This is a genomic window from Burkholderia ambifaria AMMD (genome assembly GCF_000203915.1).
Taxonomy (GTDB): Bacteria; Pseudomonadota; Gammaproteobacteria; order Burkholderiales; family Burkholderiaceae; genus Burkholderia; species Burkholderia ambifaria.
Genome location: NC_008390.1, coordinates 210,000 through 234,788, shown reverse-complemented (window position 1 = coordinate 234,788; position 24,789 = coordinate 210,000). Strand labels below are relative to the sequence as shown.

Here is a 24,789-nt window from a genome sequence, read left to right as displayed (position 1 = left end):
TACACCGCCGGACTCCCCGGCGGTCGATGCTTGACGGTGAATTCGACGCCCTCATTTAACGGGGCCGAAACACCAGCGAATTGCGTGAAATTCACGCGCAATGGGCGGCATTATACATAAATCAAAACGTCATCTCGAAAAGGCGCCCGCCCGGACCATTGATTCTCTCTATGGCGGCAACAATCGGGATGCTCCGGGATTGCCCGCACGCGCGCGTCCGACGCTGCACCGCACGAGCGGCGGGCCGCGCGCGCGACCGGTACAATCGCTCCTTTTAGCCGCCGGTGCCTCCATGAAAGTCACGCTCATTCCGGTCACGCCGTTCCAGCAGAACTGCTCGCTGGTCGTCTGCGAAAAGACCGGCCGCGCCGCCGTCGTCGATCCGGGCGGCGATCTCGAACGGATCGAAGAGGAGATCGCGCGGCAGAACGTGCAGCTCGAGAAGGTGCTGCTCACGCACGGCCACATCGATCATTGCGGAGGCGCGAAGGCGCTCGCGACGCACTACGGCGTGCCGATCGTCGGGCCTCAGGAAGACGAGCGCTTCTGGATCGAGCAGCTGCCGACGCAGAGCCAGCGCTTCGGCTTCCCGGCCGCCGAAACGTTCGAGCCGGACCACTGGCTGAACGACGGCGACACCGTGCAGGTCGGCGACGAGACGCTCGAGGTCTATCACTGCCCGGGCCACACGCCCGGCCACGTCGTGTTCTTCAGCCGCGCGCATCACGTCGCGATCGTCGGCGACGTGCTGTTCGCCGGCTCGATCGGCCGCACCGATTTCCCGCGCGGCAACCATGCGGACCTCGTGCGCTCGATCAAGGAGAAGCTGTGGCCGCTCGGCGACGACGTCACGTTCGTCCCGGGCCACGGCCCGGTGTCGACCTTCGGCGACGAACGCCGCACGAATCCGTTCGTGTCCGACAAGGTATTCGGATGAACCAGACCGCCATTCCCGAAATCTACGTCAGCACCGACGTCGAAGCCGACGGCCCGATTCCCGGCCCGCACTCGATGCTGAGCTTCGCATCGGCCGCCTATACCGAGGACAAGCAGCTGATCGCAACGTTCTCCGCGAACCTCGAGACGCTGCCCGGCGCCCACGCCCATCCGGTGCAGGAAGCGTGGTGGAAGACCGAACCGCAAGCGTGGGCCGCGTGCCGGCGCGATCTGCAGGCACCCGAGGCCGCGCTCGTCGCGTACGTCGAGTGGGTCGAGGCGCTGCCGGGCAAGCCGGTGTTCGTCGCGATGCCGGCCGGCTTCGATTTCACGTTCATGTTCTGGTACATGATGCGCTTCACCGGGCGCTGCCCGTTCTCGTGGTCGGCGCTCGACATCAAGACGCTCGCGTTCGCGATGACGGGCCTGCCGTACCGCAAGGCGATCAAGCCGCGCTTTCCGAAGCACTGGTTCGACGATCATCCGCACACGCACGTCGCGCTCGACGACGCGATCGAGCAAGGCACGCTGTTCTGCAACATGCTCGCCGACCTGCGCCGTCAGCAGGCGGCGCTCGCGGGCCTCGCGGTATCCGATACCGACCGGTCGGAACAGGCGGGGGCGGGACAAAACCCCACGGATCCGCGCGCAAATTAGAGAATCCCGCTCACCGGCACGCCGCCAGATTGCCTTTCCTTTCCCGGCCCTCTAACATTGAGCATGTTGTAGCTGCCGCATGGAGGCGCAGGTGACGCTCGATTCCTTTTCGCAAAAAATCCTTCGCCTGTTGCAGCTCGACGCGCGCCGTTCCGTACAGGAAATCTCCGACCAGGTCGGCCTGTCGAGCACGCCGTGCTGGCGCCGCATCAAGGACATGGAACAGTCCGGCGTGATCCAGCGCTACACCGCGCTGCTCGATCGCGAGAAGCTCGGCCTGCACGTGTGCGCGCTCGCGCACGTGCACCTGACCCGCCACAACGAAGGCGGCGTCGAGCAGTTCGAGCGCGAAATCGCGACCTGCCCGGAAGTGACGGAGTGCTACAGCACGACGGGCGAAGCCGATTACATCCTCAAGATCGTCGCGCCCGACATCAAGGCCTACGACGTCTTCCTGCACGAACGGATCTTCAAGATCCCGGCGGTGTCGCAGGTGCGCACGAGCGTCGTGCTGCGCGAAATCAAGTTCGACACGCAGTTGCCGCTGTAACGCGCGGCCCGCGGCCGCCTGCGCCGCTCACGGCTGCGCGGGCAGCCCGCGGGTGAATCCGATCCGGCGCGCGCCGAACTGGCGCTTGAGCGTGTCGACATCGAGCCGGCCAGCCAGCGCCGCGTCGGTGTCGCCCGCGCCGGCGTCCAGCGTCACGTCGATCTCGAGCCCCGTACTCAGATAGTGCAGGTTGATCGCGGCCGGATGCAGCCCGCGCTGCGCGAGCGCGGCCTCGAGCCGCGTCGCGATCTCGGCGCGCGGCGGCAGCGCGAGCGCCGGACGGCGCGCTACGTCGTTCTCGGGATCGACGTGGATCAGCGCGTCGAGCACACGCGGGTCGCGCAGCACGCGCGCACGCGCGGTTTCCGCGATGTAGTGCCCTTCGGATACGGAGATCATCGGATCGACGAGGATGTGCGCGTCGACGAGCGCCGCATCGCCCATCTTGCGCGTGCGCAGCTCGTGCACGTCGCGCACGCCCGGCGTGGCCACGAGCAGCGCGCGGATCTCGGCCGACGCGGACGTGTCGAGCGCGCGATCCGACAGGTCCTGCAACGCGTCATAGCCGAACGTCCAGCCCATGCGCGCGACCATGAAGCCGACGATCGCGGCGGCGATCGGGTCGAGCAGCCGCACACCGGCGAGGCTGCCGACGATGCCGATCGCCACGACGAGCGACGATGCGGCGTCCGAGCGCGCATGCCACGCATTCGCGACGAGCATCGCCGATCGCACGCGCCGCGCCTCGCGCAGCATGTAGCGGAATAGCGCCTCTTTCGACACGAGCACGGTCAGCGCGACGATCAGTGCGGAGAAATGGACGGCCGGGATGTTCTCTAGGTTCACGAGACGGTTGCCTGCGCGCCAGAGCATGCCGATACCGACCGCGATCAGGATCGCGCCGAGGAACAGCGATGCGACCGTCTCGTAGCGGCTGTGTCCGTAATTGTGATCGGCATCCGGCGATGCACCACTATGGCGATTCGCAACCAGTACGACAAAATCCGAGATCAAATCGGAAATCGAATGGACGCCATCGGCAATCAATGCCTGCGAATGCGCAACCACACCCACGGCGATCTGAAACGTCGCAAGCACCACATTCAGCACGATACTGACGAGGGTGCTCTTGCGCGCCACCGTGTGCTTATCCGCGCTTTGCGCGTCGCCAGAAAACGTGGACATGAAATACGAGATATCGGTTGGGATACTGAATTCTATCAAACGGCGCCCGCGCGGCATTCGAGTAACACGAAATTTCCCATTTAAATCAACCGCTTATGCGAACGGGTCGCATTTTCATTCACGCACGCTTTCTGACATTTTCATGACAATCGCGCAACCACTCGGATGCCACAATGCAAAAAGCCGCGCTCCTCGACGGACACGCGGCTCTTTTTGAGGCGACGACTTAAACAGATGTTTAAATCGTGAACTGTTCGCGGTTCTTGCCGGCGATCCAGCGCGGCGGCTTGCCGCGGCCCGACCACGTCGCGCCCGTTTCCGGATCGCGGTACTTGGCGGCCACGCCTGCGCGCGGGCGACCCACCTTGCCTGCCTTCGCGCGGTTGAGGCCGAGTTCGGCGAGCGAAAAGCCGTAGTCGGCAATTTTCTGCTTCACGTCATTCAGCACTTCGGCGTATTCGCGCGACTTCGCTTCTTCGATTTGCTTCTCCAGCTTTTCCCGCTGGGCCAGCAGGTCCTTGTAAGAAGACATAGTTTCCCTTTCTATATGATCAATGGCGCCGGTCTCAGCCAGCTCACCATTCATGGAATATTTGTGCCTCGGATTTTCGAAGGCAGAGATTAGCACAAAAAAGATTTGATAGAAGCGGGATTCATGGAAATCCCGAGACCAATTGTAATTCACGCATGTCATTTTGACCGGCAACGGCCTTTTCTCAAATTTTCATGCGCTTGCATAGAGATTAGGACATTACCGATTCCGGTAATAGGGCTATCAACATACGCAATTACCCTGCATTCTGGAAAATCAAACCTTTCATCCCACGACAGGTTTGTGTAAATCGTATGGCGTTGTTCGCCATACAGACAAATCGGCATGCGCGGCGTCACGTCACATCCGCCGCGCATGCGATTAACCGCTCGCGCAGCGCACCGGCGTCGTCGGGCAGCGGATCGAACGGCGTGCGCACGCGGCGGCCGTCGCAGCGCCAGTCGGCGCCGTGGCGGTCGACGCCGAGCAGGTCGAGCCCGTCGCGGCGCGCGCTGCTCGATTCGTACGCGTCCCACAACGCCCGCTCGTCGTCGAACGCGAGCGGCGGCAGTGCGTCGAGGCTCGTGCCGTCCACCCATCCCATCCGGCCGAACCCGCCGATATAGCGCAGCCGCTCGATGTCGAGCGCCCAGAACGCGAAATCGCCGAGCGCGAGATAGCGCGCGGCGTCGGGCTCGTAGCGCGTGTAGCGCGCGGCGACATGCGGATCGTCGCCGAGCGGCGCGAAGCGGCCGAGCAGCGTCGCGCGCTCGGCGTTCAGCACGTCGCCGTCCGGCGCGTCGACGACGAGAAAGCCCGCGCGCGGATCGGCGGCGAGGTTGCGCGTGTGCTCGGCGAGGCCGCTCACCAGGATCACGGGCCGATGATTCGCATCCGGGGCAAACGGCACGACCGTCGGATACGGAAAACCTTGCGGGTCGCGCGCGTGGGTCGCGAGCGTGCCGAGCGCGCAGCGGTGCAGCAGGTGCAGGGCAAGGGCGGGATCGATGTTCACGGTGACTCCTGCGGTCGGAAGGACTGGGCGGCAAGGATGGCGAAGGCGCGCAGCACGGGCAAGCTTCGGCGCACGCCGCCTGCGCATCGATGTTACCCGTGGCGGCGGCCGGCCGGGCATCGGCCGGATGGCTGATGCGGGTGGCGTGGGTGGCGTGGGTGGCGTGGGTGGCGTGGGTGGCGTGGGTCGCGCAGGTCGCTCAGGTCGCTCAGGTCGCTCAGGTCGCTCAGGTCGCTCAGGTCGCTCAGGTCGCTCAGGTCGCTCAGGTCGCGCAGGTGCCGCAGGTCGCGCAGGTCGCGCAGGTCGCGCAGGTGGCGCAGGTGGCGCAGGTGGCGCAGGTGGCGCAGGTGGCGCAGGTGGCGCAGGTGGCGCAGGTGGCGCAGGTGGCGTGGGTGGCGTGGGTGGCGTGGGTGGCGTGGGTGGCGTGGGTGGCGTGGGTGGCGTGGGTGGCGCAGGTGCCGCAGGTGCCGCAGGTCGCGCAGGCGGAAACCGAGATCGGCCGAATGGCCAACACGCCGGCAAAACCGTAAGCGATTCGATAGAATCGGACGAATCCGATGGGCGCGACGCGCCCGCGTGTCGTCCATTCAAGCGAGTTCCATGTCCGAGTCCTCCTCCCGATCGTCGTCCGACTTCGCCGCGCCGCCCGACGCGCATCGCACGCTGGCCTTGCCGGTCCGCCAGCGCGCCCGCACGGCCACGATGGCGCTGTTCTTCGTCGCCGGCATGATGTACGCGTCGTGGGGCGTGCACGTGCCGACCGTACGCGACAAGTTCGCGCTGAGCCCCGGCCTGCTGTCGATCGCGCTGTTCGCGGTCGCGGGCGGCTCGATCGCCGCGATGCTGACGATCGCGCGCTGGATCGCGCGGGTCGGCTCGCGCACCGCGTGCCTCGTCGGCGGCCTCGTGATGTCCGCGTGCGCGGCGCTGATCCTCGTCGTGCCCGACTACTGGATGCTGCTCGTCGTGCTCGCGCTGTTCGGCTTCTCGATGGCGACGCTCGACGTCGCGATGAACGCCGAGGCGAGCGCGGTCGAGATCGCGCTCGGCAAGCCGATCATGTCGTCGCTGCACGGGATGTTCAGCATCGGCGGGATGTCGGGGGCGGCAGCCGGCGGCGCGCTGCTGTCGGCCGGCATGGCGCCGGCCGTGCATCTCGCGCTCGCGGCGGCCATCAACGCGGCGGTGCTGCTGGCCGCGATCCCGGCCGTGCTCCCGCACGTCCCGCATCACGAGCACGCGCACGGCGGCGGCAACCGCTGGCGCTCGGCCGCGCTGTGGATGCTCGGCGGCATCGCGTTGCTTGCGCTGATCGCCGAAGGCGCGATGTACGACTGGGCGACGGTGTACATGCGCGACGTCGTCGCGGCGAGCCCCGCGCTCGCAAGCGCCGCGTATGCGGCGTTCTCCGGCGGGATGGCGATCGCGCGTTTCGCGGGCGACGCGGTGCGCGCGCGGTTCGGCGCGCCGCAGCTCGTATTCGCGAGCGCGTCGCTCGCGTGCGCCGGGATGATCGGCGCGCTGCTGCTGCCGAACCCGATCGCCGTGCTGACGGGTTTCACGCTGATGGGCCTCGGCCTCGCGAACATGATGCCCGTGCTGTTCGCCGCCGCCGCGCGCGTGAAAGGCATCCATGCGGCCGAAGGTCTCGCGCACGTGGCCGGACTCGCGTACTTCGGACTGCTGTTCGGTCCGGTCGTGATCGGCGCGGTCGCGCAAACCGCGAACCTGACGGTCGGCCTGGCGGTCGTCGCGCTGTGCGCGGCGCTCGTCGCGGTGATCGCGCCGAAGGTGCTCGCGCATCTGAAAATCTGAGCGCACGGAGCACGGGGTACGGGGCACGGGCCACACCACCCGCCGCGAGCCCGCCAAAAAGAAAGCGCGCCCGCGTTGCCGCGGGCGCGCTTTCACCCCTTCTGTCGACCGCTTGTCAGCTTACATCTTCACTTCGTCGAGCAGCGTCTTCTTGCCGCTCTTGTAGTTGTACAGCGAGATCACGCCGTGCCGCAGGTCGCCCTTCGAATCGAAGGTCGTCGTGCCGATCACGCCCGTGTAGTTCGTCGCCGGCATGGCCGCGAGGATCTTCGCCGTGTCCGTCGAGTTCGCGCGCTTCATCGCGTCGGCGATGATGTACACGGCGTCATACGTGAACGGTGCGTAGATCTGGATCGGCTGGCCGAAACGCTTCTCGTACTTCGCCTTGAACGCGCCGCCGCCCGGCATCTTCTCGAGCGATGCACCGGCTTCCGAGCACACGACGTTGTCGGTCGCGTCGCCGGCCAGGTCGGCGAGCTTCTCCGTGCACACGCCGTCGCCTGCGAGGATCTTCGCGCGCAGGCCGAGCTGCTTCGCCTGTTTCGCGAACGGGCCGCCGGTGGCGTCCATGCCGCCGTACATGATCGCGTCCGGATTCTCGCCCTTGATCTTGGTCAGAATCGCGCGGAAGTCGACCGCCTTGTCGTTGGTCGCGTCGTGCGACATCACCTTCAGGCCGAGCGCCTTCGCCTTCTTCTCGAACTCGTTCGCGAGACCCTGGCCGTAGGCGGTCGAATCATCGACCACGGCAACGCTCTTGATGCCCTTCGAGTGCGCGTAGTTCGCGAGTGCAGGACCCTGCTGCGCATCGGTCGCCACCACGCGGTACGTGGTCTTGAAGCCTTGCTGCGTGTAGGCCGGGTTGGTCGCCGACGGCGAGATCTGCACGATGCCCGCATCGCTGTAGATCTTCGAGGCCGGGATCGACGTGCCCGAGTTCAGGTGGCCGACCACCGCGACGACCTTGTCGTCGACGAGCTTCTGCGCAACCTGCGTGGCCTGGCGCGGGTCGGCCGCGTCATCCTGCGCATCGAGTTGCAGCGTGATTTTCTGGCCGCCGACCGTGAGACCCTTGGCGTTGATCTCCTCGACTGCGAGACGTGCACCGTTTTCGTTGTCCTTCCCCAGGTGTGCAATGCCGCCCGTCAAGGGCGCGACGTGGCCGATCTTGACGACTTGATCGGCGGCCGCGTTGCTTGCAGCTGCAACGCACAGCATCGCCGCGGCGGTGATCGGCAGCAGCTTTTGCATCTTGATATTCATGTAAGTCTCCAGTTTCGGTCCCAATAAAACGCCATCGCCCGGTGCCCCGCTGCCATCCCTGTGTTTGCATCACTGGACGATTCGCCGGTTGCATCGTTCATGCACTTGGCATCAAGCACGTGAAGACAGTCGCTTTTAGCGGCTCCCCGTCCGTACTTGCGCGCAAGTGTAGGTGATCAAATTAATTTGTGGGACTTTTTTGGGGTAGTGGTAACACTACCGATACGGTGCTTTGGAATGACTGCTCGAATATCGCCGCAAGCCCCGCCCGATAAGGGTTTCCGCTAATTACGGATGGCCGGATGGAAGGTCGATTTAAAGCATTCCCGGGTCATTTCGATTCGGTATTTTGTGCCCGGGATCATTGAATGAAACGCGCGTGACAGCGCGCGCGTTTCTTCATGCGACAGACGCGCCGACACGAAGCGGTCACACGGGCGTCGATGCCCGTTCATGCGACGATTGCGCGCCATTCGGCGTCGAGCGCGTCGACGAGTTGCGACGTCGTCAGCGCGGCATCGCGCCGCCGCGCGAGCGGCGCGCCCTGCCCGGCCCACAGCGACAGGTAGTCGCCGTCGTTCGCGCGCGCGGCGGCCTGGCGCAGCGGCTGGGTCAGCGCGTTCTGCACCGGGTACGGTGCGGCATCGGCCACGCGTTCGCCGAGCCGCGCCATCAGCGTGTTGCGCAATCCGCGCGCATGACGCCCGGTGATCGCGCGCGTCACCTGCGTCGACGTATCGGCGCTCGCGAGCAGCCGCGCCTTCCAGTCCGCCGCGATCGCGCTTTCCGCGCACGTCAGGAACGCGGTGCCGAGTTGCGCGGCCTGCGCGCCGAGCGCGAGCGCCGCGGCGATCCCGCGGCCGTCCATGATGCCGCCCGCGGCGAGCACGGGCAGGCCGGTCGCGTCGACGAGCTGCGGCACCAGCGCGAGCGTGCCGATCAGCGCCTCGTCGGCCGAGCCGATGAAGGTGCCGCGATGGCCGCCGGCTTCGGCGCCCTGCGCGGACAGCGCGTCGGCACCGGCCGCCCGCCACGCGAGCCCTTCGGCGACGTGCGTCGCGGTGCCGATCACGTAGGTGCCGGCCGCCTTCAGGCGCGCGACGTCGGCCGCGTCGAGCACGCCGAACGTGAAGCTCGCGACCGGCACCCGCAGCGCGACGAGCGCATCGAGCTGCGCCCGGAAGTCGGGGGCGTAGCGCGCGGGCGCGGTGCCGGGCGGCAGGCCAAGTGCCGCGTTCAGCGGATCGATCGCGGCGAGCGCGCGGGCGACGCTCGCCGCATCGGGCGCGACCTTGGACAACACGAACAGGTTCACGGCGAACGGCCGCGCGGTCGCCGCGCGAATCGCGTCGACTTCGGTCGCGAGACGCTCCGGGTCGAACGCGCCGGCGCCTAGGCTGCCGAGCGCGCCGGCATTGGACGCGGCCACGACCATCGCGGCCGTGGTGGCGCCGACCATCGGCGCCTGCACGAGCGGCAGGCGCAGGCCGAAGCGTTCGGAAAACGGGGTGGAAAATGCACGGGCGGACATGGCGAATCCTTCGATGACGATGCGCGAAAGCGCTTTGTAAAAGCCGATACATCGACTCTAGCGAAGCCCCGCAGCGCCGAAAAATGAATAATCGAGATCGAAACGATCGCTGCACGAGAAGCGGATTCGGGCGCGGCTGCGGCCAGCGCGCGCATCCGGCACGCACTGGCACGCACGCGCCGGCGCGCGCTGCAACACCACAGGATTGGTGGCACACTAGGCCGCCCCTTTTTTCCATCCGCGGCGCGCCTGTCGCGCGCCCGTTCGCCAGGAGTTCAAACGTGACTGCCCAATGGATCGACATCCCGACCGGTAACGACAGCTTCGGCGGCTATCTCGCGCTGCCCAAGCGCGGCAAGGGCCCCGCCGTCATCATCATCCAGGAGATCTTCGGCGTGAACGCGCACATCCGCGCGGTCGCCGACCAGTACGCGGCCGACGGCTTCGTCGTGCTCGCGCCGGACGTGTTCTGGCGCACGCAGCCGCGCGTCGAGCTGACCTACGAAGGCGCCGATCGCGACAAAGGCATCGAGCTGATGAAGAAGACCGACGTCGGCCTCGCGGTCGCGGACATCGGCGCGGCCGCCGACGCATTGCGCGCACGCCCCGAAGTCGCCGGCAAGCTCGCCGCAATCGGCTACTGCTTCGGCGGCCAGCTCGCGTACCGCGCGGCCGCGACGGGCAAGGTCGATGCGGCAGTCGCCTATTACGGCGGCGGCATCCAGAATGCGCTCGACCTCGCCGGCAAGGTCACGCAGCCGATCCTGTTCCACTACGCGGAGAACGACCACGGGATCCCGCTCGACGCCGTCGAACAGGTGAAGGGCGCGTTCGCGGGCCGCGACAACGCGTCGTTCCACGTGTACCCGGGCGCCGAGCACGGCTTCAACTGCACGGACCGCGCGTCCTACAACCAGCGCGCGGCGGCCCTCGCGCACGGCCGCACGCTGACGTTCCTCGCCGAGCAGCTGTAACGCGGCCGGTACCGGGCCCGGCACGCCGGGCCCGCGTTATCCTCCTTTCATCGCCACAGGTCGCAACGGGGGTGACTGCGATGCACTCGGACTATTTGGCGCATGACGCGATCGGCCTCGCCGCACTCGTGCGCGAACGCAAGGCGAGCCCGCGCGAGCTGCTCGACGCCGCGATCGGCCAGGCCGAAGCGGTGAACGGCGCGGTCAACGCGATCGTGCTGCAGGACTACGACGCCGCGCGCAAGCGGACGGAGTCGGCCGTCGACGCCGGCACGGACGCGCCATTCGCGGGCGTCCCGTATCTCGTGAAGGATCTCGGCGCGGCGGTCGCCGGGCTGCCGCTGTCGATGGGCAGCCGGCACTACCGCTACTTCGTGCCCGCCGACGATTCGCCGCTGATCGCGCGCAGCCGCGCGGCGGGGCTCAACGTGTTCGGCAAGACCAACACGTCGGAAATCGGCCAGATGCCGTACACCGAGCCCGAGCTGTTCGGCGCGTGCCGCAATCCGTGGAACCTCGATCACACGCCCGGCGGCTCGAGCGGCGGCGCGGCAGCCGCCGTCGCGGCCGGCATCGTGCCGCTCGCGCATGCATCCGACGGCGGCGGCTCGATCCGGATCCCCGCGTCATGCTGCGGGCTGTTCGGGCTGAAGCCGAGCCGCAACCCGGTGCTGGTCGACCTGCCGTCGAACGGCGAGCTGGTGGTCCAGCACGCGGTGTCGCGCAGTGTGCGCGACAGCGCGCTGCTGCTCGACGTGACGACCGGCCAGACGCTGCCGCCCGGCGCCCCCGGCACCTTTCTCGGCGAACTCGACACGCCGCCCGGCCCGCTGCGGATCGGCCTCGTCACCGACCCGATGCTCGCCCCGGCGCTCGACGACGACACGCGCGCGGCGCTCGACGACGCGGCCGCGCTCGCCGAATCGCTCGGCCATCACGTCGAACCGGCGACGCTGCACATCGACTATGCGCGCGCGGCCGAGACCTTTCTCACGCTGTGGGCGACGATCGCCGAGGAGATGGTGCTCGGCGCGCGCACGATCACCGGCCGCACGCCGAAGCGCGCCGAATTCGAACCGGCCACGTGGGCGATGGCCGTGATCGGCCGGCGCATCGCCCGCGCGCGGTTGCAGGATGTGCTCGAATGGCAGCGCCAGCTCACCGTGCAGGTCGCGGGCCTCGTGTCGCGCTACGACGTCGTCCTGTGCGCGACGCTCGCGGGGCCGCCGGTCAGGATCGGCGCGCTGCAGCCGACGCCGTTCGAAGCCGCGCAGATGAAGCTGCTCGGCGCGCTGCCGGTGAAGCCGCTGCTGCGGGAAATGCTGGCGAAGACGTCGGAGAAGGCGTTCGCATGGGCCGGCTGCACCGAGCTGTTCAACCTGACAGGCCAGCCGGCGATGTCGGTGCCGCTCTACTGGAATGCGCGCGGGCTGCCGATCGGCGTGCAGTTCGTCGCGCGCCATACCGACGACGCGTTGCTGCTGAAGCTCGCACGCCAGCTCGAACAGGCGCGGCCGTGGTTCGACCGGCGCCCGCCGTTGATGCAGGCGCAGCGCTGACGCAAGCACCATTGCCACCGCCATCGCGCTCGGCCGATGGCGAAAAAAACCCCGCCGGTTTTGGCCGGCGGGGTTTCATCGCATGCAACCGCGCGATGGCGCTTACATCGCGAGCCGTTCGCAGATGGTCCGCGTCGCGGACGCCGTGTTCAGCGTATAGAAGTGCAGCCCCGGCACGCCCGCATCGACGAGGCGCTGGCACAGGCTCGTGACGACGTCCGCGCCGAACGCGCGGATCGCGTCGCGATCGTCGCCGAAGCTCTCGAGCCGGCGCGCGACCCAGCGCGGCACTTCCGCGCCGCACATTTCCGAGAAGCGCATCAGTTGCGTGAAGTTCGTGATCGGCATGATGCCCGGCACGATCGGCACGTCCACACCCAGCTTGCGCGCATCGTCGACGAAGCGGAAATACGCGTCGGCGTTGAAGAAGTACTGCGTGATCGCGGAATTCGCGCCGGCCTTCACCTTGCGCGCGAAATTCTCGAGGTCGGCTTTCGGCGAACGCGCTTGCGGGTGGTACTCCGGATAGCCGGCGACTTCGATGTGGAACCAGTCGCCATGCTCGGCGCGGATGAAGCTGACGAGCTCCGACGCATAGCGCAGCTCGCCGACCGCGCCCATCCCCGACGGCAGGTCGCCGCGCAGCGCGACGATGTGGCGGATGCCGTGCGAGCGGTACTGGTCGAGGATCGCGCGCAGGTCGGCGCGCGACGAGCCGATGCACGACAGGTGCGGCGCGGCTTCGAGGCCGTCCTTCTGCATGTCGAGCACGGTATCGAGCGTGCCCTGCTGCGTCGAGCCGCCTGCGCCGAACGTCACGGAGACGAATTTCGGCTTCAGCGGCAGCAGTTGCGCACGCGTCGCGCGCAGCTTCTCGACGCCTTCCGCCGTCTTCGGCGGGAAGAATTCAAACGAGAGTTCGATCGGTTTCATGATTCGCAAGAGTGGGCCCGGCCGTCAGCCGATGTCGCGCTGCCCGAAGATCAGCGCGGACAGCAGCCACGACACGATGCTGTACAGGATCGAACCGAAGAACGCGGACCAGAACCCCGACACCTCGAACCCCTTGAGCAGCGACGACGCGAACCAGAAGCACAGCGCGTTCACGACGAGGATGAACACCCCGAGCGTGACGATCGTGACGGGCAGCGTCAGCAGGATCAGCACCGGACGGATCACCGTGTTGATCAGGCCGAGCACGACCGCGATGATCAGCGCGGTGCCGAAGCTCTTGATGTGGATCGACGGCACGAGGTACGTGATGATCAGCAGCGCGAGGGCGTTGATGACCCAGGTGAGGATGACGCTCATGGAGGGCTCCGGTTCGGTTGTCGATCTGTACGGTCAGTGGCCGCCGCCGGCCGCCACGCGTGCCCGCGGGCACGGTGCGACGGCCGGCGATCCGGCACCATGCCGCGATGTCGCGCGCGCCCGAAGCGGGACGCGCGCGGCACGGCGGCGGCGCATCAGTAGCGGTAGTGGTTCGGCTTGAACGGGCCGTCCTTCTGCACGCCGATGTACGAAGCCTGCTCGTCCGTCAGCACGGACAGGTTCGCGCCGATGCGCGCGAGGTGCAGGCGCGCGACCTTTTCATCGAGATGCTTCGGCAGCACGTACACCTTGTTCTCGTACTCGGCGCCGCGCACGAACAGCTCGATCTGCGCGAGCGTCTGGTTCGCGAACGAGTTCGACATCACGAACGACGGGTGGCCGGTCGCGCAGCCGAGGTTCACCAGGCGGCCTTCGGCCAGCAGGATCACGCGCTTGCCGTCCGGAAAGATGATGTGGTCGACCTGCGGCTTGATGTTTTCCCACTGGTACTGGCGGGTCGACGCGACGTCGATTTCCGAGTCGAAGTGACCGATGTTGCAGACGATCGCGTTGTGGCGCATCGCCTTCATGTGATCGTGGTTGATCACGTGGTAGTTGCCGGTCGCCGTCACGAAGATGTCGGCCTTGTCGGCCGCGTATTCCATCGTCACGACGCGGTAGCCTTCCATCGCCGCCTGCAGCGCGCAGATCGGATCGATTTCGGTGATCCACACGGTGGCGCCGAGGCCGCGCAGCGACTGCGCGCAGCCCTTGCCCACGTCGCCGTAGCCCGCGACGACCGCGACCTTGCCCGCGATCATCACGTCGGTCGCGCGCTTGATGCCGTCGACGAGCGATTCACGGCAGCCGTACAGGTTGTCGAACTTCGACTTCGTGACCGAGTCGTTCACGTTGAACGCCGGGAACGGCAGGCGGCCGTCCTTTTCCATCTGGTACAGGCGGTGCACGCCGGTCGTGGTTTCTTCGGTCACGCCCTTGATGTGCGCGAGGCGCGTCGAGTACCAGGTCGGGTCGGCGTCGAGGTGCTTCGCGATCGACTTGTACAGCGCGACTTCTTCCTCGTTGGTCGGCTTCGCGATCACCGAACGGTCCTTCTCGGCCTTCGCGCCGAGGATCAGCAGCAGCGTTGCGTCGCCGCCGTCGTCCAGGATCATGTTCGCGAATTCGCCGTTCGGCCATTCGAAGATGCGGTGCGAGAACTCCCAGTATTCGTCGAGCGACTCGCCCTTGAACGCGAACACCGGCGTGCCGGCTTCGACGATCGCGGCAGCGGCGTGATCCTGGGTCGAGAAGATGTTGCACGACGCCCAGCGGACATCGGCGCCGAGCGCCTTCAGCGTCTCGATCAGCACGCCGGTCTGGATCGTCATGTGCAGCGAGCCCGCGATGCGCGCGCCCTTCAGCGGCTGCTGCGCCTTGTATTCGTCGCGGATCTGCACGAGGCCGGGCATTTCGGTCTCGGCGATGTTCAGTTCTTTGCGGCCCCAGCCGGCAAGCGCCATGTCGGCGACGACGTAATCCTTGGAAGCTTGCGAATCGATAATGGCGTTCATCACGCCCTCCTTTCTAAAAAAGTTCTAGAAATTGGTGACGTGAGCGCCGTTCAGGAAGCGGGGCCGGCGCGAATCTCGCCGCACGGCTGCTTGGTGAAGCTTTCCGAGCCTGGCGGACGCAGAAGGTCCGTCGCAACGCTCCTCGGAAAACGGGAGGGATTGTAGCAAATCGCGACGAAAATTTCTTGTGTCGGACCGTTGAATGGCCTATGCGGCGACGCGCAGGCCGAAGCGTGCCCTTTTATTGAGACTGAGATGGGCGCGGGCGGATTGCGCGGCAATCGAGCGCACCGCCTTCGATGGAAGACCTGCCCGGCGAATGACCCGCCGCGCCCCCGCCGTCCGCACGTTCAATTCTCCGCGCCGACCCACGCCTGTTCGCGCAACCGCGCGCGCAGGCGTGCGACGGCCTGGCTGTGCAGCTGGCACACGCGCGACTCGCTCACCTCGAGCACCGCGCCGATCTCGCGCAAGTTCAGCCCGCGCTCGTAGTACAGCGACATCAGCAGCTTCTCGCGCTCGGGCAGCCGGTCGATCGCGTCGACGAGCGCCTCGCGCAGGTGGTCGTCGAGCAGCGCCGACAGCGGATCGGCGTGATCGACGCGATAGCGGTCGAGAAACGGCTCGTCGTCGGCCGCGCGGTCGAAATCCTCGTAGTAGATGAGCTGGCTGCCGTGCAGGTCCTGCAGCATCCCCTGGTATTCGTCGAGCGGCATCTTCAGGTGCTCCGCGATCTCGGTCTCGCTCGCCGAGCGGCCGAGCTGCTGCTCGACCTGGTGCACCGCGTACTCGACCTCGCGCGAGGTCTTGCGCAGGCTGCGCGGCAGCCAGTCGTTGCTGCGCAGCTCGTCGAGCATCGCGCCGCGGATACGCTGCGTCGCGTAGGTCTCGAACTGCGCGCCCTGGTCTTCCTTGTAGCGGCCGGCCGCGTCCATCAGCCCGATCATGCCGGCCTGGATCAGGTCGTCGAGGTCGACGCTCGCCGGCATCTTCGCGACGAGCTGCAGCCCCAGGCGCCGCACGAGCGGCGCGTATTGCGCGAGCACGTCGGCCTGGGTCATCTTGCCTTGAGCGTTGTACATCATGGCTCTCTCCTTCCTCACGCGGCGTGGGCCGCTCCCGCCTCGTACGACGGCTTGCCGCCCGCATGCACGGCACGCCCCGCACCCGAGCTCGGGCGCATCGGCCAGTACAGCAAATCGGCGGCAATCTGCCGGTAATCGCGCGCGGCCGCCGACGACGGGAACGCGTCGACCACCGTATGCATCAGGTCGCGCGCATGCTCGGCGAGCGGATCGGCGCTCACGCAGCCGGCGTCGGCGATCGACACCGTCAGGTAGCGGCTCGCGACGCCCGCGAGGTTGTCGAAGGCGGTCCTGGCGTCGGCGTGGCTGCCGACGTGATTGGTCAGCACGCGGAACTGCGCGACCGCGTGCGCAAAATGCAGCCGTTTCATGCACGCGTACGCCTCGGTGATCGCCTGCGCGGCCACCCGCGTGACGATCAGCACGTCGTGCGCCTCGCGCGCGAGCGCCGAGAACGCGCCATCCGCGCCGAGCTGTGCGTCGACCAGCACGATGTCCGCCTGACCGTCGATGAAGTCGCTCAGCTGCGTGTCGCTGTAGCCGTCGCGCGCGAGCCCCGTGGCCGCGCACAGGCTGAACCCGGCGGCGACGCGCGTGCGTTCGCCGTCGCGCAGCCATGCGCCCGCCAGCGTCGCCGAGGCCGAATGCACGTCGGCACGCTCGTCGACGACGAGCACGTCCTTGCCGAGCGCGGCCAGCGCCGCCGCGACGTTCACGACGGTGGTCGTGCAGCCGACGCCCGCCGGCCCGCCCGTCACCGCGACGATGCGCGACGCGCGTCCGGCCAGCAGGCGCCGCAGCCCTTCTGCCTGGTCGATGATCCGTTTATCCAAATCGCACCTCGTGCAGATCGGCGGTGGAACGGGCGGTCAGTGCGGAAAGCAGCGTCGGCATGTCCTCGTCCTCGGGCACGAAGGGCGAACCGTCGCGCGGCACACAGAACGCGCTTTTCAGCAGGAATTTGGTCGAAGCAACGTACAGGTTCTCCGGCACCTTCTGGCCGGTCGACACGTAATGAATGGGCAGCTTGTAGCGGATCACGGTGTCGAGCACGCCGCCGAGGTGGGTCGCCTCGTCGAGCTTCGTCAGGATGCAGCCGGCGAGATCCGGATATTCGGCCGCGCTGCGGTAGGCCTGGACGACCTCGTTGAGCGTGTCGCCGTGGCTCGTCGCGTTGAGCAGCAGCAGGCGCTGCACCGGCGCGTTCGCGCCGTGCAGCATCGCGATCTGGTCGGACAGCGCGCGATCGCGCTGGCTCATGCCGATCGTGTCGATCAGCACGATGTGCTTGTTGCGCAGCTCGGACAGCGCGAGCTCGAGGTCGCCGGCATCCTTCACCGCGTGCACGGGCACGCCGAGGATCTTGCCGAAGATGCGCAGCTGCTCATGGCCGCCGATCCGGTAGCTGTCGGTGGTCAGCAGCGCGACCTTGCTCGCGCCGAAGCGCATCACGCAGCGCGCCGCGAGCTTCGCGGTGGTGGTCGTCTTGCCGACACCGGTCGGCCCCATCAGCGCGAACACGCCGCCGCGCTCCATCAGCGCGTCTTCGTTCTCGAGCACCGGCAGGTTCGCCGCGAGCACCGACTGCGCCCATTCGGCGGCCTGCTCGAAGGTCTGCGCGCCGTCGCCGGACGGCAGGTTGTCGACCATCATGCGCACCAGCTGCGCGGAGAAGCCGGCCGAGAACAGGTGCTTGGTCAGCGCGCCGTGCACCGGGCTGCGGCGCTGGCGGTCGTGCCACATCAGGCTGTCGAACTGCTCTTCCATCATCCCGCGCATCGCGCCGAGCTCGTGCATCACCGTGTCGTTGACGATGCTCTCGATGCGCGCCTTCACCGCGTCGGCTACTACGGCGGCCGCTTCGGCCGACAGGCGCGTGCGTTCGGCCGGCTTCGCGGTGTTCGTTTCATTCGTTTCGCTCGCGCGGACGGCGGCGGCCGCGGACGGCATCCGGCGTTCGGCGTTGCGCACGATGTCGCGCGCCCAGCCGGCCGGCGTCGCGGCTGCCGCGTCCTGCTGCATGCGGGCCGGCGCCGGTGCCTGCGGCGCGGCCGATGCCGCCTGCGCGCGGGCGATCAGCGCTTCGCGCTGCTGCGTCAGGCGCTTCGCGTGCTCGACGAGCCACGGCGCGGGTTCGGACGACGCGGCCTGAGCGCCGCCAGCGGGCGCAGCCGGCGACGCCGCTGCCGCGTCCGTTGCGGGCGAGTCCGCATCGAAGGCGGCCGGTTGCGCGGCCGGTTCCGTCGCTTCGGCGCTTGCGCCGAACACCGACGAGAACACGTCCGGCAGCCCGCCGTCGCCGGCTGCATACGGATTCACGGCCGGGCGCGCAAGCGCGGCGCCGGGGCGCGACACGATGCCGGGCACGGCCGCGGCCGGCACGGATTCCGGTGTGCGCGACGCGACGGTGCGCGGGCGCGCGGCGGCCGGCGGCGTGACCGCGGCGAGGTCCGAGTCGGCGAGTGCGACGATTTCGACGCTGCCGTCATCGAGCGTGCGGTTCGACAGCACGACGGCGTCGGCGCCCAGGGCCTCTCGCACGAGGCGAAGCGCGTCGCGGCTGGTCGCGCCAGTGAATTTGCGAATGTTCAAGCGGAACCCCCGATGACGTTAACGACTTTGATCGTGCGTGTGTCCGGCACTTCGGCGTACGACAGCACTTTCAGTTGCGGCAGGCTGCGGCGCAGGAAACGCGCGAGCATCGCGCGCAGCGCGTGCTGCACCAGCAGCACGGGCGGCAGCCCGAGATTCTGTTGACGCAGCATCGCCTGTTGCGTGCCGGTCAGAAGGTTGTGCGCGAGGCCGGGCTCGAGGCCCGGGTTCGCGCCGGTGGAGAGCGCCTGCGACAGCACGCGCTCGAGATTCGAATCGAGGCCCATCACCTGCATCTCGCCCGCGCCCGGATACCACTGCTGCGTGATCGCGCGGCCGAGCGACAGCCGCACCGCGGCGGTGATCTCGTACGCGTCGCCGCGGCCGGCGTGTTCGGACACGGCCTCGAGGATCGTGCGCATGTCGCGGATCGGCACGCCTTCCTCGAGCAGGTTCTGCAGCACTTTCTGCAGGGTCGTGAGCGAGATCGTCTTCGGCACGAGGTCCTCGACGAGCGACGGCGCATCCTTGCCGGTGCGCTCGACGAGCGCCTGCACTTCCTGGCGGCCGAGCAGTTCGGCCGCGTGCTGGACGACCAGATGGTTCAGGTGCGTCGCGACGACCGTGCTCGCATCGACCACCGTATAGCCGTACACCTGCGCCTGCTCGCGCATCGCGACGTCGATCCACACGGCCGGCAGCCCGAACGCCGGGTCCTGCGTCGCGGCGCCCGGCAGCGCGGCCGTCACCTGGCCCGGGTTGATCGCGAGCCACTGGCCCGGGAACACTTCGCCCGCGCCGATCTCCACGCCCTTCAGCGCGATCCGGTACGCGTTCGGCCGCAGTTCGAGGTTGTCGCGGATATGGATCACCGGCGGCAGGAAGCCGATTTCCTGCGCGAATTTCTTGCGGATGCTCTTGATGCGCTTGAGCAGCTCGCCATCGCTGTTCTTGTCGACGAGCGGAATCAGCCGGTAGCCGACTTCGAGGCCGAGCGGGTCGATCAGCTGCACGTCGTCCCAGGTCGCCTCGTGGCTGTCGCCCGGCAACGCGGCGGGCGGCGCGACCTCGGTCACGTCACCGGCGGCAAGGCGGGCCGCCGCGCGGCGGCTCTGCGTGCGGGCCAGCCAGATCGCGCCGGCGCCGAGCGCGAGGAACGCGAAGTGCGGCATGCCCGGGATCAGCCCCATCAGCACGATGATCGCGCCGGTGATGTTCAGCACGCGCGGGTTCGTGAACAGCTGGCCGGTGATCTGCGTGCCGATGTCCTCGTCGGTCGCCACGCGCGACACGATCACGCCGGCCGCCGTCGAGATCACGAGCGACGGGATCTGCGCGACGAGGCCGTCGCCGATCGTCAGCAGCGTGTAGTTGGTGCCGGCCGCCGCGAAGCTCATGTCGTGCTGCACCATCCCGACGATCAGCCCGCCGATCACGTTGATCGCCATGATGATGAGGCCCGCGATCGCGTCGCCGCGCACGAACTTCGACGCGCCGTCCATCGACCCGTAGAACTCGGCTTCCTGCGACACGGCCAGGCGGCGCTTGCGGGCCTGCTCTTCGTTGATGAGGCCCGCGTTCAGGTCGGCGTCGATTGCCATCTGCTTGCCGGGCATCGCGTCGAGCGTGAAGCGCGCGGACACTTCGGCGATCCGCCCCGCGCCCTTCGTGATCACCATGAAGTTAATGATCATCAGGATCACGAACACGACGATGCCGACCGCGAAGTTGCCGCCGACGAGAAAGTGGCCGAACGCCTCGATCACCTGGCCGGCCGCGTCGGGGCCGGTGTGGCCCTCGAGCAGCACGACGCGCGTCGACGCGACGTTCAGCGACAGGCGCAACAGCGTCGAGAACAGCAGCACGCTCGGGAACGCCGCGAAGTCGAGCGGCTTCATCGTGTACATGCTGACGAGCAGCACCATCACCGACAGCGCGATGTTGAAGGTGAACAGCAGATCCAGCAGCAGCGGTGGCAGCGGCAGGATCATCATCCCCAAGATCATGCAGATGAGGATGGGGCCCGCGAGCCCGCGCAGGTTGGCGCCCGCGAACGGGTTCGTGCGTTTGGCGAACAGGCCGGTGGTCGGGGTGCTCATGCTGCGTTCCCTTGCGTGCCGAGCGTGTCCTCGGCTTCTTCACGCGCGTCGTCGGCCGATACCGACGTCCCCTTGTCGAGGTCGGCCGGCACCTCGAGATCGACCGGCGCGGCCGGGAACGCGCCGCCTTCCGAGCGGAAGCGCCGCAGCTGGTACACCCATGCGAGCACCTCGGCGACGGCCGAGTACAGCGAGCCGGGAATCTCGCGTTCGATTTCGACGTTGTGATACAGCGCACGCGCGAGCGGCGGCGCTTCGAGCAGCGGCACGTTGTGCTCGGCCGCGAGTTCTCGGATGCGCGCGGCGACGAGGTTCACGCCCTTCGCGACGACCTTCGGCGCGCGCATCTCGCCGTCCGTGTATTGCAGCGCGACGGCGAAGTGCGTCGGGTTCGTGACGACCACGTCGGCCTTCGGCACGGCGGCCATCATCCGGCGCCGCGCGATCGCGCGCTGCTGCTGGCGGATGCGGCCCTTCACGTGCGGATCGCCCTCGTTCTCGCGATGCTCGCGCTTCACTTCTTCCTTCGTCATGCGCAACTTCTTGTTGTACTGCCAGATTTGGTAAGGCACGTCGAGCGCGGCGACCACCAGCATCCCGGCGACCGTCGTGCCGCAGCACACGGCGACCAGATGCATCGCATCGGCAACCGCCGAGCCGAGCGGCTGGGTCGCGAGACCGAGCAGCTCGTCCTTGCTGCGCCAGATCGCGATGCCGCCGATCCCGCCGACGACCAGCGTCTTCGCGAGCGACATCGCGAGCTGGATCGGCCCCTGGATCGAGAAGATGCGGCCGAGGCCCGAGATCGGGTTCAGGCGGTCGAACTTCAGCTCGAAGGTCTTCTGCGAGATCAGCCAGCCGCCGAGCGCCATCGGCGCGAGCAGCGCGGCAAGGCCGGTGAGCGCGAGGATCGGCAGCAGCGCGGCGAGCCCTTCGATGCTCGCGCTGCCGGCCGCCGACAGCATCCGGTGCGTGTCGAACGCGGTGGCGCGATCGAACGCGAACGCGCCGCGCAGCATGGCCTGGAGATGGGCGCCCGACGGAGCCGCGAGCAGCCACGCGCCATAGAACCCGGCCGCGAGCAGCGCGAACGAAGCCAGCTCGCGCGAACGCGCGACCTGCCCCTCCTCGCGCGCCTTTTCGCGGCGCCTCGGAGTGGCGGCTTCGGTTCTGTCGAGATCGCTCTCGTCTGCCACGTGGCCTCCAGTCGGGTACGGCGAAATGCCGCTTTCCAGTGACACCGATTATTCATGCGCGGGTCAAACGCCGATCGGTCGAGCAAAGCCGGGAAAGGGGGGTATTTCGGGGAATCGGGCAAGGCGGGTGCGGGGAGAGGCGGCGGGTGGGTGTGGCGGGGGGAGGATGGTGGGGGAAACGCGTGTGCGGGGGGGTGTGGTGAAGCGGAGGAGGTGAACTATCGCCCCGCCCCGACGCGACGGCCGCGCGTCGGGGCGGGCGGCGCTCAGATTGCCGGAATCGGATCCGTGCCGAAACGGTTCGGCCCGTTCGTGCCGCGCGAGCACATCCACACGAGCAGCAGGATCCCGCCGATGAGCGGAATGAACGCGATCAGCAGAAACCAGCCGGAGCGGCCCGTATCGTGCAAGCGGCGCACGGTGACCGCGAGGCTCGGCAGCACGAGCGCGAGCGACACGACCAGCGCGACGATCGCCAGCAGCAGCGGAACCGCGCCGCTTTCGCGGCCGGCGGCGGCGAGCAGCTGGCAGGCGATCGACACGACGCCGGTGAGCAGCGCGAAATACCAGTATTCGGCGCGGCGTGCGCGGCCTTCGAATTTCGCATACTGATTGAATACGGAACGAATGGCTTCGGTGAAATTCATCTTATTGCCCTCCTGTTTTTTAATCGACGACCCCGGAAACAACGGGGGCATTATAAGTTTGAATTTCGACACGTCGCATCTCTTTTCGCGTGACGATCGCCGTGGTGACGCCTTCACGGCCCCGGAGCGGCCACAGAAACGACGCGTCGGACCGCCGCGTGCATGTCACGCCATTTTTATAATCGCAACGCCCCAACAAAAAGATCAGCCGGATAATCAATGAATTGATTACGCCATGATGAAACGGATCATGGTCGATAATCCAACCGCCGGTCAGATGGCGACCGATTTACCGGCCGGCCGGGAATCGCTTCGTGCATCGCATGCCCGCATCGAAAATACCGCCTCCCGGCCGGCATTCGCGCTAGCCGGCCGCCGCCTGCTGCAACGCATCGAGATCGAGCTTCTTCATCTTCATTACCTGCGCCATCACGCGTTCGGCGCGTGCCGGGTCGCCCGTCATCAGCTCGGCCATCTGCACGGGCACCACCTGCCACGACACGCCGAAGCGGTCGCGTAGCCACCCGCACTGCTGCGCGCGCTCGTCGCCGCCTTCGGCCAGCGCCGCCCAGTAGCGGTCGATCTCCTGCTGGTCGCGGCAATTGACGACGAACGACACGGCCGGCGTGAGCGGAAACACCGGGCCGCCGTTGAGCGCGAGAAACGCCTGCCCGTCGAGTTCGAACGACACCGTCATTACCGTGCCCTCGGCCTGGCCCGACGCCTGCGCGCCGGATTTGCCGTAGCGGGCGACGTGCAGGATGCGCGCGTCGTCGAACACCGACACGTAGAAGCGGGCGGCCGCCTCCGCGTCCTGGTCGAACCACAGAAACGGCGTGATGCGTTGAATGCGCTGACTCATGGCGCTGTCTCCTCGATGTCGTGCCGGCACCAATGCCGGTCTTATATCGTAGGCGCTATGCCGGCGCGGCGCGGCCGCCCGGTACGTAGTCCGCCCGCCACGGCCGGCGGGATGAAAAAAGGGGGCGATCGCTCGCCCCCCCGCTTGCTGCCGCCGTTCGTGCGCGTTCAGAACGCGACGTAAGGCTGCTGTCCGCCGGTCGACGTCTTGTCCATCCCGAAGTAGATCGTCTTGCCGTAGAAGTGCGGCATGCCGAGATCAAGCCAGCCGGCCACGCCGAACGGGCCGGCGATGTCGTTGAACGCGAACGTCGACGCGTTCGCGAACACCGCATCGGCGTTCACGACGGGCATCGACACGCCGCCCGACGCACCGTTCCTGCCGGTCAGCGTCGCCGTATAGGTGGTCGACGAGGTCGGGCAATAGAACTGCGTATTGGTCGAGCACTTCCTCTGCGACGAATCGTCGAAGAAGTACGCGTTCGAGCCCGTATCGAAGAACGCGGTCGCGCTGCTGCCGAGGAACGTCGCGCTCACGTCGCCCGTCGTCGTCGACGTCAACACCGTCGATGCCCCGAGCGCGTTGTTGCTCTGCGTGCCGATCCCGAACGTCAGCAGGCCCGTCGCGCTGCCCTGCCCGCTGTTCGAGATGTTCGGCATCTGCACGATCACGCCGTTGTTGTCGGTCGCGAAGCGATGGACCGGGTTGGCCACCTGCTGCGCCACCGGCACCAGCGCCACCGTGCAGCTCGAATTGCCGTTCGGGCACGCGTAGTAGTTGTTGTACGTCGCCGACGTCAACGTCGCGCAGTTCGTGCCGCAATCGACCGGCGCCGGCCCGATGCCGAGGATGCCGTTCGCGCCGAGGTCGCGCGCCGTGTTGGCCGACGCGCCGCCGTTCGTGCACGAGCTCGGTACGTTGCTCGTGCCGAGGTCGCCGATGATCTGCACCGGCAGCGAAGCCGCGTGCTCGGAGCCGATCGTCAGGTCGACGGTACGCACCGTGCCCCACGTGTAGCTCGACACGAACTTCCCGCATTCGGCGACCGGCGCGCCGCCGCTCGTCACCTGCGGCAGGTTGTTCAACACGCCCACGGCGCTGCCGACCAGCCGCAGCCCGTACGACGCGGTGTCGACGAGCACGTTGTTGACCACCTGGCAGTTCGACGTGCCCGGCGCGCAGATCTTCACGTTGACGGTCGGGATGTTGATCACTTGCGCGACGCCGCTGTTGACCGTGATCACGGCCGTGTTCGCGGTGTTGCCGTCCGATACGTTGCCGCCGCCGCTACCGCCGTTGTCGTCGTCGCCGCCGCCGCATGCGGTCACGAGCAGGGCCGTGGCAGCCGCCAGGCCGAGCACGCCGACCCAGCGCTTGAAGGTACGAGGAATTCTCAAGATCGCTCT

Annotated in this window: 23 protein-coding genes and 1 riboswitch; of the genes, 7 read left to right on the top strand and 16 right to left on the bottom strand. The window is 67.5% G+C overall.

What is annotated here, in order from left to right; genetic code table 11:
• Nucleotides 1-292 precede the first annotated feature (292 nt).
• The 3 genes from BAMB_RS01005 (at nt 293) to BAMB_RS00995 (ending at nt 2,143) form a co-directional block, all read left to right on the top strand.
• Nucleotides 293-937 (top strand): MBL fold metallo-hydrolase, encoded by a 645-nt coding sequence (locus BAMB_RS01005; RefSeq protein WP_011655708.1) that lies wholly within the window; start codon nt 293-295, stop codon nt 935-937.
• Nucleotides 934-1,593: a 3'-5' exonuclease family protein gene (locus BAMB_RS01000; RefSeq protein WP_011655707.1), complete on the top strand. Its 660-nt coding sequence runs from the start codon at nt 934-936 to the stop codon at nt 1,591-1,593. The genes BAMB_RS01005 and BAMB_RS01000 overlap by 4 nt, the downstream gene beginning before the upstream one ends.
• A gap of 79 nt (nt 1,594-1,672) precedes the next feature.
• Nucleotides 1,673-2,143, top strand: a complete 471-nt coding sequence (locus BAMB_RS00995) for an Lrp/AsnC family transcriptional regulator (protein ID WP_006477376.1) — start codon at nt 1,673-1,675, stop codon at nt 2,141-2,143.
• Nucleotides 2,144-2,170: 27 nt separating this feature from the next.
• Here the strand turns inward: BAMB_RS00995 and BAMB_RS00990 are convergent, their stop codons facing one another.
• The 3 genes from BAMB_RS00990 to BAMB_RS00980 form a co-directional block, all read right to left on the bottom strand.
• Complete coding sequence (locus BAMB_RS00990; protein ID WP_041489740.1) at nt 2,171-3,328, bottom strand: cation diffusion facilitator family transporter; 1,158 nt, start codon at nt 3,326-3,328, stop codon at nt 2,171-2,173.
• Nucleotides 3,329-3,566: 238 nt separating this feature from the next.
• Complete coding sequence (locus BAMB_RS00985) at nt 3,567-3,860, bottom strand: H-NS histone family protein (RefSeq protein WP_011655705.1); 294 nt, start codon at nt 3,858-3,860, stop codon at nt 3,567-3,569.
• Between the two features lie 355 nt (nt 3,861-4,215).
• On the bottom strand, nt 4,216-4,875 hold the full coding sequence (locus BAMB_RS00980; RefSeq protein WP_041491307.1) for a HugZ family pyridoxamine 5'-phosphate oxidase: 660 nt from the start codon (nt 4,873-4,875) through the stop codon (nt 4,216-4,218).
• A 98-nt stretch (nt 4,876-4,973) separates the two neighbouring features.
• On the opposite strand from BAMB_RS00980, the gene BAMB_RS34805 reads away from it, so the two are divergent.
• Both BAMB_RS34805 and BAMB_RS00970 read left to right on the top strand, forming a co-directional pair.
• Entirely contained in the window at nt 4,974-5,405 is a 432-nt protein-coding gene (locus BAMB_RS34805) for a hypothetical protein (RefSeq protein ID WP_127456382.1), read from the top strand.
• 70 nt (nt 5,406-5,475) lie between these two features.
• A complete protein-coding gene (locus BAMB_RS00970; RefSeq protein WP_011655703.1) occupies nt 5,476-6,690 on the top strand; it encodes an MFS transporter in 1,215 nt (404 codons plus the stop codon).
• Nucleotides 6,691-6,810: 120 nt separating this feature from the next.
• Here BAMB_RS00970 and BAMB_RS00965 read toward each other — a convergent pair whose 3' ends face one another.
• Nucleotides 6,811-7,953, bottom strand: coding sequence for a branched-chain amino acid ABC transporter substrate-binding protein (locus tag BAMB_RS00965; RefSeq protein WP_011655702.1), 1,143 nt, complete (start codon nt 7,951-7,953; stop codon nt 6,811-6,813).
• A gap of 451 nt (nt 7,954-8,404) precedes the next feature.
• Complete coding sequence (locus BAMB_RS00960) at nt 8,405-9,484, bottom strand: NAD(P)H-dependent flavin oxidoreductase (RefSeq protein ID WP_011655701.1); 1,080 nt, start codon at nt 9,482-9,484, stop codon at nt 8,405-8,407.
• A gap of 281 nt (nt 9,485-9,765) precedes the next feature.
• Between BAMB_RS00960 and BAMB_RS00955 the strand changes: the two genes are divergently transcribed.
• Together BAMB_RS00955 and BAMB_RS00950 are read left to right on the top strand one after the other, a co-directional pair.
• Entirely contained in the window at nt 9,766-10,458 is a 693-nt protein-coding gene (locus BAMB_RS00955; RefSeq protein ID WP_011655700.1) for a dienelactone hydrolase family protein, read from the top strand.
• 80 nt (nt 10,459-10,538) lie between these two features.
• Nucleotides 10,539-12,017, top strand: a complete 1,479-nt coding sequence (locus BAMB_RS00950; RefSeq protein WP_011655699.1) for an amidase — start codon at nt 10,539-10,541, stop codon at nt 12,015-12,017.
• Nucleotides 12,018-12,119: 102 nt separating this feature from the next.
• Here BAMB_RS00950 and metF read toward each other — a convergent pair whose 3' ends face one another.
• The 11 genes from metF to BAMB_RS00895 all read right to left on the bottom strand — a co-directional run bounded on the left by metF (nt 12,120) and on the right by BAMB_RS00895 (nt 24,780).
• A complete protein-coding gene (gene metF, locus BAMB_RS00945; protein ID WP_011655698.1) occupies nt 12,120-12,950 on the bottom strand; it encodes a methylenetetrahydrofolate reductase [NAD(P)H] in 831 nt (276 codons plus the stop codon).
• Nucleotides 12,951-12,974: 24 nt separating this feature from the next.
• A complete protein-coding gene (locus BAMB_RS00940; protein WP_006477367.1) occupies nt 12,975-13,328 on the bottom strand; it encodes a phage holin family protein in 354 nt (117 codons plus the stop codon).
• A 155-nt stretch (nt 13,329-13,483) separates the two neighbouring features.
• A complete protein-coding gene (gene ahcY / locus BAMB_RS00935) occupies nt 13,484-14,902 on the bottom strand; it encodes an adenosylhomocysteinase (protein ID WP_011655697.1) in 1,419 nt (472 codons plus the stop codon).
• 34 nt (nt 14,903-14,936) lie between these two features.
• Nucleotides 14,937-15,052, bottom strand: a riboswitch (S-adenosyl-L-homocysteine riboswitch).
• Between the two features lie 200 nt (nt 15,053-15,252).
• Nucleotides 15,253-15,987: an RNA polymerase sigma factor FliA gene (locus BAMB_RS00930; protein WP_006760814.1), complete on the bottom strand. Its 735-nt coding sequence runs from the start codon at nt 15,985-15,987 to the stop codon at nt 15,253-15,255.
• A gap of 14 nt (nt 15,988-16,001) precedes the next feature.
• Nucleotides 16,002-16,820, bottom strand: coding sequence for a MinD/ParA family ATP-binding protein (locus BAMB_RS00925; RefSeq protein WP_011655695.1), 819 nt, complete (start codon nt 16,818-16,820; stop codon nt 16,002-16,004).
• The gene (flhF, locus tag BAMB_RS00920; protein WP_011655694.1) at nt 16,813-18,579 is read right to left on the bottom strand and encodes a flagellar biosynthesis GTPase FlhF; all 1,767 of its coding nucleotides are present in this window, start codon (nt 18,577-18,579) and stop codon (nt 16,813-16,815) included. Before flhF ends, BAMB_RS00925 begins: the two co-directional genes overlap by 8 nt.
• Nucleotides 18,576-20,678 carry a flagellar biosynthesis protein FlhA gene (gene flhA / locus BAMB_RS00915; protein ID WP_011655693.1) on the bottom strand — a complete coding sequence of 701 codons (2,103 nt, stop codon included), beginning with the start codon at nt 20,676-20,678 and terminating at the stop codon, nt 18,576-18,578. Before flhA ends, flhF begins: the two co-directional genes overlap by 4 nt.
• The gene (gene flhB, locus BAMB_RS00910; protein WP_011655692.1) at nt 20,675-21,874 is read right to left on the bottom strand and encodes a flagellar biosynthesis protein FlhB; all 1,200 of its coding nucleotides are present in this window, start codon (nt 21,872-21,874) and stop codon (nt 20,675-20,677) included. The genes flhA and flhB overlap by 4 nt, the downstream gene beginning before the upstream one ends.
• 266 nt (nt 21,875-22,140) lie before the next feature.
• Entirely contained in the window at nt 22,141-22,521 is a 381-nt protein-coding gene (locus BAMB_RS00905; RefSeq protein WP_011655691.1) for a DUF805 domain-containing protein, read from the bottom strand.
• Nucleotides 22,522-22,885: 364 nt separating this feature from the next.
• Nucleotides 22,886-23,383: a VOC family protein gene (locus tag BAMB_RS00900; protein WP_011655690.1), complete on the bottom strand. Its 498-nt coding sequence runs from the start codon at nt 23,381-23,383 to the stop codon at nt 22,886-22,888.
• A 167-nt stretch (nt 23,384-23,550) separates the two neighbouring features.
• Nucleotides 23,551-24,780, bottom strand: a complete 1,230-nt coding sequence (locus BAMB_RS00895; RefSeq protein WP_011655689.1) for a DUF3443 domain-containing protein — start codon at nt 24,778-24,780, stop codon at nt 23,551-23,553.
• Nucleotides 24,781-24,789 lie beyond the last annotated feature (9 nt).

Coding starts and splice junctions, on each gene's coding strand:
- BAMB_RS01005 (WP_011655708.1), top strand. CDS start 293: ATGAAAGTCACGCTCATTCCGGTCACGCCGTTCCAGCAGAACTGCTCG.
- BAMB_RS01000 (WP_011655707.1), top strand. CDS start 934: ATGAACCAGACCGCCATTCCCGAAATCTACGTCAGCACCGACGTCGAA.
- BAMB_RS00995 (WP_006477376.1), top strand. CDS start 1,673: ATGGAGGCGCAGGTGACGCTCGATTCCTTTTCGCAAAAAATCCTTCGC.
- BAMB_RS00990 (WP_041489740.1), bottom strand. CDS start 3,328: ATGTCCACGTTTTCTGGCGACGCGCAAAGCGCGGATAAGCACACGGTG.
- BAMB_RS00985 (WP_011655705.1), bottom strand. CDS start 3,860: ATGTCTTCTTACAAGGACCTGCTGGCCCAGCGGGAAAAGCTGGAGAAG.
- BAMB_RS00970 (WP_011655703.1), top strand. CDS start 5,476: ATGTCCGAGTCCTCCTCCCGATCGTCGTCCGACTTCGCCGCGCCGCCC.
- BAMB_RS00965 (WP_011655702.1), bottom strand. CDS start 7,953: ATGAATATCAAGATGCAAAAGCTGCTGCCGATCACCGCCGCGGCGATG.
- BAMB_RS00960 (WP_011655701.1), bottom strand. CDS start 9,484: ATGTCCGCCCGTGCATTTTCCACCCCGTTTTCCGAACGCTTCGGCCTG.
- BAMB_RS00950 (WP_011655699.1), top strand. CDS start 10,539: ATGCACTCGGACTATTTGGCGCATGACGCGATCGGCCTCGCCGCACTC.
- metF (WP_011655698.1), bottom strand. CDS start 12,950: ATGAAACCGATCGAACTCTCGTTTGAATTCTTCCCGCCGAAGACGGCG.
- BAMB_RS00940 (WP_006477367.1), bottom strand. CDS start 13,328: ATGAGCGTCATCCTCACCTGGGTCATCAACGCCCTCGCGCTGCTGATC.
- ahcY (WP_011655697.1), bottom strand. CDS start 14,902: ATGAACGCCATTATCGATTCGCAAGCTTCCAAGGATTACGTCGTCGCC.
- BAMB_RS00930 (WP_006760814.1), bottom strand. CDS start 15,987: ATGATGTACAACGCTCAAGGCAAGATGACCCAGGCCGACGTGCTCGCG.
- flhA (WP_011655693.1), bottom strand. CDS start 20,678: ATGAGCACCCCGACCACCGGCCTGTTCGCCAAACGCACGAACCCGTTC.
- BAMB_RS00905 (WP_011655691.1), bottom strand. CDS start 22,521: ATGAATTTCACCGAAGCCATTCGTTCCGTATTCAATCAGTATGCGAAA.
- BAMB_RS00900 (WP_011655690.1), bottom strand. CDS start 23,383: ATGAGTCAGCGCATTCAACGCATCACGCCGTTTCTGTGGTTCGACCAG.